At 75.8% G+C, this 12,517-nt stretch carries 13 protein-coding genes; 8 read left to right on the forward strand and 5 right to left on the reverse strand.

Annotated elements, in window-relative coordinates:
- Positions 1 to 9: 9 nt before the first annotated feature.
- Together QWY29_RS17670 and QWY29_RS17675 are read left to right on the forward strand one after the other, a co-directional pair.
- Positions 10 to 615, forward strand: coding sequence for a DUF4126 domain-containing protein (locus QWY29_RS17670; protein ID WP_300962440.1), 606 nt, complete (start codon positions 10 to 12; stop codon positions 613 to 615).
- A 10-nt stretch (positions 616 to 625) separates the two neighbouring features.
- A complete protein-coding gene (locus QWY29_RS17675) occupies positions 626 to 1,924 on the forward strand; it encodes a phytoene desaturase family protein (RefSeq protein WP_300962442.1) in 1,299 nt (432 codons plus the stop codon).
- Between the two features lie 3 nt (positions 1,925 to 1,927).
- Here the strand turns inward: QWY29_RS17675 and metF are convergent, their stop codons facing one another.
- Positions 1,928 to 2,818 (reverse strand): methylenetetrahydrofolate reductase [NAD(P)H], encoded by an 891-nt coding sequence (gene metF, locus QWY29_RS17680; protein WP_300962443.1) that lies wholly within the window; start codon positions 2,816 to 2,818, stop codon positions 1,928 to 1,930.
- A 74-nt stretch (positions 2,819 to 2,892) separates the two neighbouring features.
- Here metF and QWY29_RS17685 point away from each other — a divergent pair, with 74 nt between their 5' ends.
- The gene (locus QWY29_RS17685; RefSeq protein ID WP_300962444.1) at positions 2,893 to 3,960 is read left to right on the forward strand and encodes a polyprenyl synthetase family protein; all 1,068 of its coding nucleotides are present in this window, start codon (positions 2,893 to 2,895) and stop codon (positions 3,958 to 3,960) included.
- 116 nt (positions 3,961 to 4,076) lie between these two features.
- Here QWY29_RS17685 and QWY29_RS17690 read toward each other — a convergent pair whose 3' ends face one another.
- Genes QWY29_RS17690 through QWY29_RS17700 form a run of 3 tightly spaced genes read right to left on the reverse strand, consistent with a single transcriptional unit; the run spans position 4,077 to position 5,336 of the window.
- Positions 4,077 to 4,514: a barstar family protein gene (locus QWY29_RS17690; RefSeq protein ID WP_300962445.1), complete on the reverse strand. Its 438-nt coding sequence runs from the start codon at positions 4,512 to 4,514 to the stop codon at positions 4,077 to 4,079.
- Positions 4,511 to 4,945, reverse strand: a complete 435-nt coding sequence (locus QWY29_RS17695; protein WP_300962446.1) for a guanyl-specific ribonuclease — start codon at positions 4,943 to 4,945, stop codon at positions 4,511 to 4,513. Before QWY29_RS17695 ends, QWY29_RS17690 begins: the two co-directional genes overlap by 4 nt.
- 16 nt (positions 4,946 to 4,961) lie before the next feature.
- Positions 4,962 to 5,336: an Rv2175c family DNA-binding protein gene (locus tag QWY29_RS17700; RefSeq protein ID WP_300962447.1), complete on the reverse strand. Its 375-nt coding sequence runs from the start codon at positions 5,334 to 5,336 to the stop codon at positions 4,962 to 4,964.
- A 130-nt stretch (positions 5,337 to 5,466) separates the two neighbouring features.
- Between QWY29_RS17700 and pknB the strand changes: the two genes are divergently transcribed.
- From pknB to QWY29_RS17725, 5 genes are all read left to right on the forward strand, one after another.
- A complete protein-coding gene (gene pknB / locus QWY29_RS17705) occupies positions 5,467 to 7,629 on the forward strand; it encodes a Stk1 family PASTA domain-containing Ser/Thr kinase (protein ID WP_300962450.1) in 2,163 nt (720 codons plus the stop codon).
- A gap of 17 nt (positions 7,630 to 7,646) precedes the next feature.
- Positions 7,647 to 8,540: a deoxyribonuclease IV gene (locus QWY29_RS17710; protein ID WP_300962452.1), complete on the forward strand. Its 894-nt coding sequence runs from the start codon at positions 7,647 to 7,649 to the stop codon at positions 8,538 to 8,540.
- Entirely contained in the window at positions 8,537 to 9,451 is a 915-nt protein-coding gene (locus QWY29_RS17715) for a DMT family transporter (RefSeq protein ID WP_300962453.1), read from the forward strand. The genes QWY29_RS17710 and QWY29_RS17715 overlap by 4 nt, the downstream gene beginning before the upstream one ends.
- Positions 9,452 to 9,694: 243 nt before the next feature.
- Positions 9,695 to 10,732, forward strand: a complete 1,038-nt coding sequence (gene aroF, locus QWY29_RS17720) for a 3-deoxy-7-phosphoheptulonate synthase (protein ID WP_300962454.1) — start codon at positions 9,695 to 9,697, stop codon at positions 10,730 to 10,732.
- Positions 10,733 to 10,771: 39 nt separating this feature from the next.
- The gene (locus tag QWY29_RS17725) at positions 10,772 to 11,692 is read left to right on the forward strand and encodes an NADase-type glycan-binding domain-containing protein (protein ID WP_300962455.1); all 921 of its coding nucleotides are present in this window, start codon (positions 10,772 to 10,774) and stop codon (positions 11,690 to 11,692) included.
- 36 nt (positions 11,693 to 11,728) lie between these two features.
- On the opposite strand, the gene QWY29_RS17730 is transcribed toward QWY29_RS17725, so the two are convergent.
- A partial coding sequence (locus tag QWY29_RS17730; RefSeq protein ID WP_300962457.1) for a threonine aldolase family protein occupies positions 11,729 to 12,517 on the reverse strand: 789 nt, incomplete at its 5' end.

Genomic DNA, 12,517 nt, shown 5'->3' on the forward strand with positions numbered 1-12,517 from the left:
GGAGACGCCGTGGAGTCGCTCGCGCTGGCGTTCTCCAGCGGCTGGGCAAGCGGCGTCAACGCCTACCTGGTCGTGCTCGTCCTCGGTGTCGCCGACCGCGTCGGTGACCTGGAGCAGGTGCCCGACCCGCTGGGTCGGTGGGACGTGCTGGCGGTGGCCGGCGTGCTCTTCCTCGTCGAGCTCGTCGCCGACAAGATCCCGTACGTCGACTCCACGTGGGACGCCGTCTCGACGGCGGTGCGGCCCACGGTCGGCGCGGTGGTCGGCGTGCTGCTGGCCGGCGACGCCCAGACCCTCGACCAGGCGGTGCTCGGCACGGTCGGCGGCGGCACCGCCCTGCTCTCGCACCTGGCGAAGGCCGGCGGCCGGCTGGCGATCAACACCTCCCCGGAGCCGGTCAGCAACGTGCTGGCCAGCGTCACCGAGGACGTCGCGGTCCTGGCGGTGGTCTGGTTCGCGATCGAGCACCCGCGCGCGGCGGCGGCCGTGGCGGCGGTGCTGCTGGTCGGCGGGCTGGTCGTGCTGTACCTCGTCGCGCGGCTGGTCCGGCGCGGCTGGCGCCGATGGCGATCGCGACCCGCCCCGCCCGGCGGCGGTGTCGGCGCGGCCCCCTAGGGTCGAGCCCGTGGCACGGGTGGTGGTCGTCGGGGGCGGGTTCGCCGGTCTCGCGTCCGCGGCGCGGCTCGCGAAGCTCGGGCACGAGGTGACGCTGCTGGAGCGGTCCGCGACCCTCGGCGGCGCGCTCGGCACGGTCGAGGCCGACGGCTTCGCGTGGGACGCCGGCCCGACCTGGACCACGCTGCCCGCGGTGGTGCGCGACCTCTTCCGCAAGAGCGGCCGCCCGGTCGAGCGCGAGCTGGAGCTGGAGCCGCTCGACGTGGTGCGCGAGCACCGGTTCGTCGACGGCACCGCCGTGACCGTGCCCTCCGGCCGCGGCGCGCAGGTCGCCGCCTTCGACGACCTCGCACCAGGGCTCGGGCAGCGCTGGGTCGACCACGTCGCGTCCTACACCGACGTGTGGGAGACGCTGCGCCGCGAGTACCTCGAGGTGCCCTGGGACCCCCGCTCCCCCTCCCGCCCGCTGTCCGCGGTGCTCGACGACCGGCAGACGCTGCACAAGCGCCTGCGCAGGACGTTCCGCGACGAGCGGCTCGCGCTCGTCGCCGGCCACCCGGCGGTCGCCGAGGGCCACGACCTGCGCAACGTGCCCGCCTGGGCCGGCGTGACGGCGTACGTCGAGCAGCGCTTCGGCGCGTGGACGGTGCAGGGCGGCATGGCCCGGCTCGCCGAGGCCCTGGCCGCCCGGATGACGACCCGCGGCGTGACCGTGCGCACCGGCACCACTGCCCGCGACCTCGTCGTGCGCGAGGGGCGGGTCGTCGCGGTGGACCTCGGCGCCGAGCAGGTCGACGCCGACGTCGTGGTCGTCGCGGTCGACCCTCGCCTGCTGCCGGCCCTCGCGCCGCTGGTCGCCCGCACGATGCCGGCGATCCCGCCGGTCGTGGCCCACCTCGGGCTCGAGGGCGACGTGCCGGACCTGCGCCACGAGCTGGTGCTGCACGGTGACCCGCTGCTGGTCGTCCGCCCCGGTGGGCGCGCCCCGTCGGGTGCCAGCGCGTGGACCGTGCACGGCCGCGGCAAGCTCGCCGAGGACATGCTGCGCGCGCTGGCCCGGGACGGCATCGACGTCCGCGCGCAGGTCGTCACGCGGGTCGACCGGACCCCGCGCGACCTCGTCGAGGCGTGGGGCGGCTCGCCCCTGGGCGTGCTGTGGCAGGGCCGCGCGACCGTGCGCCAGCGGCTCGGGCCGACGACGCCCGTCGCGGGCGTCTACGCCGCCGGGGCGCACGCGACGCCGGGCGCCGGGCTGCCGTACGTCGGGCTGTCGGCCGCGCTCGTCGCCCAGGCCGTCGGCCCGGCCTGAGGATCAGGCCGAGACGTTGAGCCGGTCGAAGATCTCCAGCGTCGCGCGGGAGCGGTTGAGCGTGTAGAAGTGCAGGCCGGGCGCGCCGCCGGCCAGCAGCTCCTCGCACAGCTCGGCCGCCACCGCGATGCCCTCGGTGCGGACCGCGGCCGCGTCGCCGTCGTGAGCGGCGATCCGGCGAACCACCTCGTCGGGCACGTCGGCGCCGATCAGCTCGCCCTGCCGACGGATGGCCGCGAGGTTCAGGATCGGCATGATCCCCGGGAGGATCGGGATGTCCACGCCGCGGTCGCGCACCCGCGCCACCAGGCCGAAGTAGTCGGCGGCGCGGAAGAACATCTGGGTCACGGCGAACTCCGCGCCGGCCCGGGCCTTCGCGACGAGCACGTCGGCGTCGTGGTCGAGCGACTCCGCGGTGGGGTGACCCTCCGGGAAGGCTGCGACGCCGACGCGGAAGTCACCGCGCGAGCGCGCCAGCTCGACCAGCTCGGTCGCGTAGGTCAGCCCGCCCTCGGTCGAGGTCCACGCCGCCCGCGGCCCCTCGGCCGGGTCGCCCCGCAGCGCCATCACGTGGTGCACACCGGCCTCGTGGTAGGCGTCGAGGATCGACTCGAGCTCCGCACGGGTGTGGCCGACGCAGGTCAGGTGGGCCATCGGGATCATCGACGTCTCGCGCGCGATCCGGCCGGTCACCCGGACGGTCGAGTCGCGGGTCGAGCCCCCGGCGCCGTACGTCACCGACACGAAGGTGGGGCGGTAGGGCTCGAGGGCGCGGATGGCCTCCCAGAGCTGCTCCTCGCCGGCGTCGTCCTTCGGGGGGAAGAACTCGAACGAGAACGACTTCCCGCCCGCGCGGATCATCTCCCCCAGCGAGCGTCCAGGTCCGGTCACCATGCGCGAAGCGTACGGTCGGCGGCCCCGTGGGTCGGCATCCGTCCACGCAGCAGGCACTGGCTAGTCTCGACGGCGTGACGGGCAGCGGCTGGGACAGCGACGACTTCCGCGACCGGGTCCAGCGAGCCCTCGACGGGTTCCTCGACCAGCAGCTGGCCCGGCTCGCGCCGCTCGGGCCCGACGCGGAGCGGCTCATCGCCGAGGCGCGCACCACCGTGCGCGGCGGCAAGCGGTTCCGCGCGGCGTTCTGCTGGTGGGGCCACCTCGCCGTCGCCCCCGCGGCCGACGAGGAGGCGCTGGTCCGTGCCTGCGCCGCGCTCGAGCTGCTGCACGCCAGCGCGCTGGTGCACGACGACCTCATGGACGCCTCCGACACCCGGCGCGGCCGGCCCGCCACGCACCGCCAGCTCGAGTCCGAGCACCGGGCGTCGGGCTGGACCGGCGACCCCGAGCAGTACGGCGCGGCCGCGGCCATCCTCCTCGGCGACATGCTCCTGAGCTGGGCCGACGAGCTGCTGCGCCGCTGCGGCCTGCCGCTTGCCCAGGTGGCGCCCGCGCTCGAGGTCTTCGACCTGTGCCGGTCCGAGGTCGTGGCCGGCCAGTTCCTCGACGTCTCCGTCCAGGCCCGGGGCCGCGCGGACGTCGAGACCGCGATGACCGTGCTGCGCTACAAGTCCGCGAAGTACTCCATCGAGCGCCCGCTCCACATCGGTGCCGCGCTCGCCGGGGCCGACGCGGCTGCGCTGGACGCCCTCTCGGCCTTCGGCCTGCCGCTCGGCGAGGCCTTCCAGCTCCGCGACGACCTGCTCGGCGTCTTCGGTGACCCGGCCACCACCGGCAAGCCGGCCGGCGACGACCTGGTCGAGGGCAAGCGCACCGTCCTCGTCGCGCTCGCGCTCGACGCCGCCCCCGCCGCCGAGGCCGCCCTGCTCGACCGCTCCCTCGGCACGCCGCTGGACGAGGCCGCCGTCGCCCGGCTCCGCGAGGTCATCGACTCCTCCGGCGCCCGCGCCCAGGTCGAGGCGGTCATCGAGCAGCTCTCCGACCTCGCCGTCGCCGCGTTGGACCGGGCCACCGTCGAGCCCGCCGCCCGCGACGCCCTCCGCGCGCTCGCCGACGCCGCCACCCAGCGCACCGTCTGAACGTCTACCGCCCGTCCGGGCGTCGCCGGTTGGTCGGGCCTCCCGTCCGGGCGCCGCTGTAGTCCGTGACGATCGGCAGGGAGATTCGGCCCGATCCACCTGCCGAACGTCACGGACTACCGGTCCGACGGTCCCGGACCTGTGGACAACGGGCCGCTGAGGAGGACGGTCAGGCCGGCGCCGGTGAGCAGGCGCAGGACGACGTCCAGGGTGCGGGGGTTGTCGGCGGCGAGGGCGGCCCAGCCGTCCCACAGCAGGACGGTCCGGTCGCCGGCCGGGTCGGCCGCCACGTCCCGCAGGGAGTCGGCGAGGGCGTCGAGGTTGCGGCCCCACCAGCGCGGGAGGGCGAGCACCTCGCCGAGCGCCTCGAGGGTCCCGGCGCGGGTGGGGTCGGGCGAGGCGTCGAGGTGCAGGAAGCGCCAGCCGGCGCGCTCGACGGTCGCCCGGAGCGCCGCGACGTCGTACGCCGGGTCCCAGAGGTGGGCGGCCGGCGGCACCCGGCCCGCGAGGACGTCGGCCAGCAGGTCGCCGGGCAGGTCGTCGGGCGGGCTCACGGGAGGACCTCGGCGAAGGAGGCGTAGTGGTCGTCGGTCCAGTACCACTCGCGCGGCTCGCCCTCGACGATCCGGCGCGGCCCGCGGTGGCTGAGGCCGGGCGTCGGGACGGTGTACTCCCGGTAGTAGCCGTCCTCCTGCTCGGGCAGCAGGCCCTCGTAGTTGTGGAAGACGGTGCCGTCGTGGTCGGGCTCGGGGAACGGCCCGCCGCGCTCGATGAGGTCGACCGTGCGCCGCGCCTCGGCCGGCAGGTCCGCCAGCTCGACGGTGGGCAGGCCGGACGAGCCGGACGAGCCGGACGAGCCGGCCCGGTCCGCGGCGCGGTCGGGCGCCGGGGCGTCCTCGCCACCGGTGAGCAGCGCGCCGAGGACGACGAGCAGGACGACGACGACCAGCGAGCCGATCGCCCGGGTGCGGGGGCTCAGGCGCACCGGCGGGCCAGCGTGCTCAGAAGGCCATCGCCTGCGCGCGGCGCTTGACCTCCGCCCCGCGGTTCTCGCGCAGGGCGTCGATCGGGCGGCCGGGCAGGTCCTGGTCGAGGTGGAGCCAGGCGATGCACTCGCGGTCGTCGTACCCACCGTCGTGCAGCACCGTCAGCAGTCCCGGCAGGCCCTTGACGGGGAACCCGTCCTGGATGAACCCGGCCGGCACCTGCTGGCCGGCGCCCGGCGAGGGCACCGCGGCGGCGAGCTCGTGGTCGCGGATCATCGTGCGGACCTTGGCGACGGTGACGCCTAGCTGGCGCGCGGCCTCGGCCCAGTCGATCCACTCGGGCACCAGGGCCGCGAGGTCGTGGTCGGCGAGCGGGATGTCGTCGGTCATGGGTCCATCCTCCCACCCGCGGCGGCGCCTCCGCGCCACGCCGGGTGGCGGCCGCGCGGGCCCGGAGGGCGCGGCTTTCGTACGATGTCCCCGCCGGGGACTTCCCCCTCCGGCACGCAGGAGGGTCGCCGTGACGCCAGATCGTCATGCCCGGTCGGGCGCGGACGAGCCCTCGGCCGACCCCTCCGGCGCCGCGCGCAACGACGGCCGGCGGCTCGAGGGCCGGCTCCTCGACGGCCGCTACCGCGTCGGTCCGCGCATCGCCCGCGGCGGCATGGCCAGCGTGCACGAGGCCACCGACATCCGGCTGGACCGGACGGTGGCGATCAAGGTCATGCACCCCGGGCTGGGTGACGACGAGGAGTTCGCCGCGCGCTTCGTGCGCGAGGCGCGCGCAGCGGCCCGGCTCTCCCACCCCAACGTCGTCGCGGTCCACGACCAGGGCGCCGACGACGGCGTGGTGTTCCTGGCGATGGAGCTGGTCGCCGGCCACACGCTGCGCGACGTCATCGCCAAGGAGAGCCCGATGCCGCCGGCCCGCGCGCTCGCGCTCCTCGAGCCGGTGCTCTCCGCCCTGGCCGCCGCCCACCGCGCCGGGCTGATCCACCGCGACGTCAAGCCCGAGAACGTCCTCATCTCCGACGAGGGCCAGGTCAAGGTCGCCGACTTCGGCCTGGCCAAGGCCGTCAGCGCCGACACCCAGCACACCGCGACCGGCGGCGTGCTCATCGGCACCGTCTCCTACCTCGCGCCCGAGCTCGTGGTCGACGGCCGCGCCGACGCCCGCGCCGACGTGTACGCCGCCGGCGTGCTGCTCTTCGAGCTGCTCACCGGCCGCAAGCCGCACGAGGGCGAGTCCCCGATCCAGGTGGCCTACAAGCACGTGCACGAGGACGTGCCGCTCCCCTCGACCCTCGTCCCCGGCCTGCCGGCGTACGTCGACGCGCTGGTCGCCCGCGCGACGGCCCGCGACCGCGGCCAGCGGCCCGCCGACGCCGGCGTGCTCCTCCACCAGCTGCGCCGGGTGAGCACCGCGGTGGTGACCGGGGTCCGGGAGGACCCGGACCTGGTGGCCGACCTGATGCCGCGCCCGCCCGCGCCGGACACGACCGACGGGACCGACACTGGCGACGCAGCCGACCCTGACGACGCTGGCGACGCCTCGGGGGCGGTCGGCGGCGACACCGGCGAGCTGACCAGGCCGTTGCTGCGGCCCACCGAGGTCCCGCCCGCGGTCGCGCGCCGCGGGGACACGGCCGCGGACCCGTGGGACAGCGGCGAGATGGCGGCCCTGCTGGCCCCGTCGGGCGCCGGCTCGCCGACCGCGCCGCCCCCGACCGAGCACACCCGGACCGTGCAGGTCCCGGTCGGCGCAGCGGCCCCGCCGGCGCCGCGGCGTACCCGTCGCTCCCGCAGGGGCCTGCTGGCCCTCGTGCTCGCGCTGCTGCTGGCGGCGGGCATCGGGACGGGCGCGTGGTGGTTCGGGTTCGCGCGCTGGACGACCACGCCCGGCGTCATCGGGCTGGACCGCGCCGCCGCGGTCGAGCGGATCGAGGCGGCCGGCCTCGAGGCGGAGGTCGGGCCGCGGGCCTTCTCCCGCACGGTGCCCGCCGGCGAGGTGATGTCCACCGACCCGGCCGCCGGCGACCGCGTGCTCGACGGCGGCACCGTGACCGTCACGATCAGCAAGGGCGAGGAGCTCTACGACGTCCCGAAGCTGCGCGGGATGACCGAGGACGAGGCGCAGGACGCGCTCGCCGAGCTGAAGCTGGAGTTCGGCGGCTCCACCCAGCGGTGGTCCGAGGACGTCCCCGAAGGCATCGTCATGGCCAGCGACCCCAAGCCCGGCACGACCCTGCGGCCCGGCGCGGTCGTCGACCTGGTCGTCTCCAAAGGCCGCAAGCCGATCAAGGTCAAGGACTGGACCGGCGAGGACGCCGGCACCGCGCGGGAGCGGATGGAGGCCCAGGGCCTGGTCGTCGAGGTGACCGACGAGGAGTACTCCGACGACGTCGCCGAGGGCGACGTGATCAGCCAGGACCCGGTCGGCGCGACCCTCTTCAAGGGCGACACCGTCGAGCTCGTGGTGTCCCTCGGGCCCGAGCTGGTCGAGGTGCCCAACGTGCGCGCGTCCGGGGTCGACGCGGCGCGTGACGAGCTCGAGGCGCTCGGCTTCGAGGTGGAGACGCGCAGGGCCGCGGGCTACCTCGGGCTGGGCTACGTCTTCTCGCAGAGCCCCGGCTCCGGCGACCGCGTCCCCAGGGGCTCCACGATCACGCTGACGCTCATCTGAGCGGGTACCCTCCGCTGGTGCTCGACCCCGCCCAGCTCGCCGCCCGCAACCCCGTCGGCACCCACGTCACGGTCGGCAAGGGCCTGGTGGCCGGGGCGCTGGCCTCGGCCGACGAGCTCGGCTGCGAGGCGTTCCAGGTCTTCTGCGGCAACCCCCGCGGCTGGGCGCTGAGCCCCGGCAAGCCGGCCGAGGACGCGACGTTCCGGGCCGCGACGGCCGAGCGCGGCACGCGGGTGTTCGTCCACGCGCCGTACCTCGTCAACCCCGGCTCCCCCACCCCGCTCACCTTTGAGCGGTCGGTCGCCAGCGTCGCCCACAACCTCCGCCGGGCCGCCGAGGTCGGCGCCGAGGGCGTCGTCGTGCACACCGGGTCGTACGTCGCGCCCGACGACACCAGTGAGCGGTACGACGCCGCGCTGCGCCAGGTCCGCGACGGCCTGCTGCCGCTGCTCGAGGCGCTCCCGGACGACGGACCCTGGCTGCTGCTCGAGCCGACCGCCGGCCAGGGCCGCTCGCTCTGCGCGGGGGTGGACGACCTCGCGGCGTACCTCGACGCGCTCGACCGCCACCCCAGGGTCGGCGTCTGCCTCGACACCTGCCACGTCTTCGCCGCCGGGGCGCCGCTCGACGAGCCGGGCGGCGCGACCGCGACCCTCGACCGGCTCGTCGAGGTGGCGGGCGAGGGCCGGCTGCGCCTGGTCCACGCCAATGACTCGATGGACGTGCGCGGCGCCTTCAAGGACCGCCACCAGAGCATCGGCGACGGCCACATCGGCATGGACCCGTTCCTCGAGCTGTTCCGCCACCCCGCGACCGCGGGCGTGCCGTTCATCGCCGAGACGCCCGGCTCGCGGGAGGTCGGCGGGGACGTGCAGGTGCTGCAGGAGCTCCGCGCCAAGGCGCTCGGTTGACCGGTCGGCCGGCGGCCGGGGTGGGCGACCGGCGTACCTCCCTGCTCGCCACCGGCGCCCTGCTGGCCATGACGGCCTGCTGGGGCAGCACGTTCTTCCTCATCAAGGACCTGCTCGAGCGGGTGCCCACGCTGGACTTCCTGGCGGTGCGCTTCGCGATCGCCGGGCTGGTGATGCTGGTCGTGGCGCCCCGTGCGGTGCTGCGGCTCTCGGCGGCCTCGCGGCGTCGCGCGGTCGTGCTGGGCGGCGTCTACGGCGTCGCCCAGATCCTGCAGACGGCAGGACTGGCGCACACGGCGGCATCGGTGTCGGGGTTCATCACCGGCATGTACGTCGTCCTCACCCCCGTGCTCGCGGCGCTGCTGCTCCGCTCCCGCACGACCCCGCTGACCTGGGCCGCGGTCGCGCTGGCCACCGGCGGGCTCGCGGTGCTGACCCTGGACGGCGTCGCGGTCGGGTATGGCGAGGCGATCACCCTGGTCAGCGCCGTCCTCTACGCGCTGCACATCGTGGGGCTCGGCGCGTGGTCGAACGCTCGCGAGGCGCTCGGCATGTCGGTGGTACAGCTGCTGGTCATCGCGGTCATCTGCCTGGTCGCGACCGCGCCCGACGGGATCGTGCTGCCGCCGACCACCGCGGACTGGCTGTCGGTGCTCTACATGGCGCTCTTCGCCGGCGCACTGGCGCTGATCGGCCAGACCTGGGCGCAGGCGCACCTGCCGCCGACCCGCACGGCGATCATCATGAGCATGGAGCCGGTCTTCGCGGCGTTCTTCGCGGTGCTGCTGGGTGGGGAGTCGCTGACCGGCCGGATGGCGCTCGGCGGGCTGATGGTGCTCGCCGCGATGCTGGTCGTCGAGGCGCTCCCCCGCCGCAAGGTGGAGGGCGAGGTCCAGCACCTGGCCGTCTGACCTCGGGCTGGTCCCGGCTGGTCCCACATCGTGGAAGAGGCCCCGGGCCGTCGGTGGTCCTCGGTAGGTTCCTGCTCGTGACGTGGACCTATGTCTTTGGATGCCTGCCGGGAGCCCCCGTGCCGGCCGTCCTGTCCTAGGCACGCCGCACACCGTCCAACGCCCCCGGCCTCCGGCCGTGGGGCGTTTCGTCGTCCCGGGGCCGAGGTCGAACCGAGAAAGAGGAACACCATGGTCGTCGTCATGTCCCCGAACGCCACCGAAGAGGACGTCGCCGCCGTCGTCGCCCGCGTGGAGGGCGTCGGAGGCGAGGCCTTCGTCAGCAAGGGCGTCGTCCGCACCATCATCGGCCTGGTCGGTGACCTCGAGTCCTTCCACCACCTGAACCTGCGCACGCTGCGCGGCGTCGCGGACGTCCACCGGATCTCCGACCCCTACAAGCTGGTCAGCCGCCAGCACCACCCCGACCGGAGCACGGTCTGGGTCGGGCCGGCCGGCCGCCAGGTGCCGATCGGGCCGGACTCGTTCACCTTCCTGGCCGGCCCGTGCGCCGTCGAGACCCCCGAGCAGACCCTCGCCGCCGCGCAGATGGCCAAGGGCGCCGGCGCCACGATCCTGCGGGGAGGCGCCTACAAGCCGCGCACCTCGCCGTACGCCTTCCAGGGCCTCGGCGTCCGCGGCTTGGAGATCCTGGCCGACGTCGGGCGGGCCACGGGCCTGCCGGTCGTCACCGAGGTCGTCGACGCCCGCGACGTCGCCGTCGTCGCCGAGCACGCCGACATGCTCCAGGTCGGCACCCGCAACATGGCCAACTTCGGCCTGCTGCAGGCCGTCGGCGAGGCCGGCAAGCCGGTGCTGCTCAAGCGCGGCATGACCGCGACGATCGAGGAGTGGCTGATGGCGGCGGAGTACATCGCCCAGCGCGGCAACCTCGACGTCGTCCTGTGCGAGCGCGGCATCCGCACCTTCGAGCCGGCGACCCGCAACACCCTCGACATCTCCGCGGTGCCGGTCGTGCAGGCGACCAGCCACCTGCCGGTCATCGTCGACCCGTCGCACGCCGCGGGCCGCAAGGACCTCGTCGTGCCGCTCTCGCGGGCCGCGATCGCGGTGGGAGCCGACGGGATCATCGTCGACGTCCACCCCGAGCCGGAGACCGCGCTGTGCGACGGCCCGCAGGCCCTGCTCGGCGCGGACCTGCGCGAGCTGGCCCAGGCGGTGCGGCGGCTGCCGTCCGCGGTCGGCCGGGTCGATGCCGGCGAGCTGTCCCGCACGGCCTGAGCGGGCCGGGCCGCCGGGCGCTCGCTACCCTCGACCCCCGTGGAGACCTGCACCGCCTGCGGCGCGCGCCTGGGCCCCGGCCCGGCGTGCCCCGCGTGCGGCCGGCCGGTCGAGGCGCCCGACCTCTCGGACTGGCGCACCGACACCGCCGAGCGACCGGCGGTCAAGGACGTCCCGCCCGCCCCGCGCTTCCCGCTGTACGCCGACGAGGCGCCGGCCCCCACCCCACCCGGGCCGTCGGGCCGGCGCCGCGGGTGGCTGCCCTGGGTGGCCGGGGCGGCGGCGCTGGTGCTGGTCGCGGCGCTCGGTGCCGCGTTGCTCCTCGGCGGGTCCGACGACGAGCCCGCCCCCGCTCCGGTCGCGGAGTCCGCAGAGCCGTCCGCCCCACCGACGAGCACCGCCCCGACCACCCCGCCGCAGCCGACCCGCGCCTCCGGGGGCGACCTGCGCCGCAAGCCCGAGCCGCGGGAGCCGGAGGACGTCACCGGCTCGGTGAGCGTGCGCGTCCCGGCCACCGCCCCGCCGAGCCAGGGGCTCGACGGCTCGCGCACGGCGTACGACGCCGGCAACCTCGTCGACGGCGACCGCACCACCACCTGGCGGATGCGCGGCGACGGCGCCGGCTCGCAGCTCGTGCTGCAGCTCGACGGCCCCACCACGGTGACCCGGCTCGGGCTCGTCAACGGCTACGCCAAGCGCGCCCGCGGCCCTCGCGGCGGCGTGCTCGACTGGTACACCGGCAACCGCCGCGTGCTCGCCGTCGAGTGGGTCCTCGACGACGGCACCGCGATCCGCCAACCCCTCGACGAGGTGCGCCGCGTGCAGGCCGTCGACGTCGGCTCGATCACCACGCGTCGCGTGCGGCTGCGGCTGGTCGAGGTGTCCTCCCCCGGCTCCGGCCGCGCCGGTCGCGACTACACCGCGATCAGCGAGCTGGCGGTCGTCGGCCTGCCGGGCTGACCGCTCGCGGGCTCGACTCCGGGCGCCGGCGGCTGACTACAGCGCGGCGAGCGCGGCGGCGGCCTTCTCGGCGTCCTCGCGGGACACGTCGAGGTGGGTGACCAGCCGGACGGTGGTCGGGCCGACCATCGAGACGCGGACGCCGGCCTCGGCGGCGCGGGCCACGAAGTCGGGGGCGTCGGTGCGCGGGACCACCACGATGTTGGTGTCGACGCCGTCGGGGTCGACGCCGCAAGCCTCGGCGAGCAGCCGGGCGTGGGCGTGGTCGTCGGCGAGCCGCTCGACGTGGTGGTCGAGGGCGTGCAGGCCGGCCGCGGCGAGGATGCCGACCTGGCGCATGCCGCCGCCCATCCGCTTGCGCCACACGCGCGCCTCGGCGATGACGTCGGCGGAGCCGAGGGTGAGCGAGCCGACCGGGGCGCCGAGCCCCTTGGAGAGGCACACGGCCATGACGTCGGCCACGGCGCCGTACTCCGCCAGCGGCGTGCCGGTCGCGACGTGGGCGTTCCAGATCCGCGCACCGTCCACGTGGACCGACGAGCCGGCGGCGGTGGCCAGCTCGCGCAGGTCGCGCAGGTCCTCGATCGGGAGCACCGCGCCACCGGCGAAGTTGTGGGTGCACTCCACCGAGATCGCCGCGGTCCGCACGAAGAACGGGCCGAGGTCGGGCGCGTGCATCTGCCGCAGCATCGCCAGGTCGACCTGGCCGCGCGGGTGGAACCAGGTGCGCATCGTGATGCCGGAGTACGCCGCGTGGGCGCCGAGCTCGGCGCGCGCGATGTGTGCGGAGGCCTCGCAGATGACCTCCTGGCCGGGCTGCACCAG

It is taken from the genome of Nocardioides abyssi (assembly GCF_030412915.1).
GTDB classification, from domain to species: Bacteria; Actinomycetota; Actinomycetes; order Propionibacteriales; family Nocardioidaceae; genus Nocardioides; species Nocardioides abyssi.

Coding starts and splice junctions, on each gene's coding strand:
- metF (WP_300962443.1), bottom strand. CDS start 2,818: ATGGTGACCGGACCTGGACGCTCGCTGGGGGAGATGATCCGCGCGGGC.
- QWY29_RS17700 (WP_300962447.1), bottom strand. CDS start 5,336: ATGACCGACGACATCCCGCTCGCCGACCACGACCTCGCGGCCCTGGTG.
- aroF (WP_300962454.1), top strand. CDS start 9,695: ATGTCCCCGAACGCCACCGAAGAGGACGTCGCCGCCGTCGTCGCCCGC.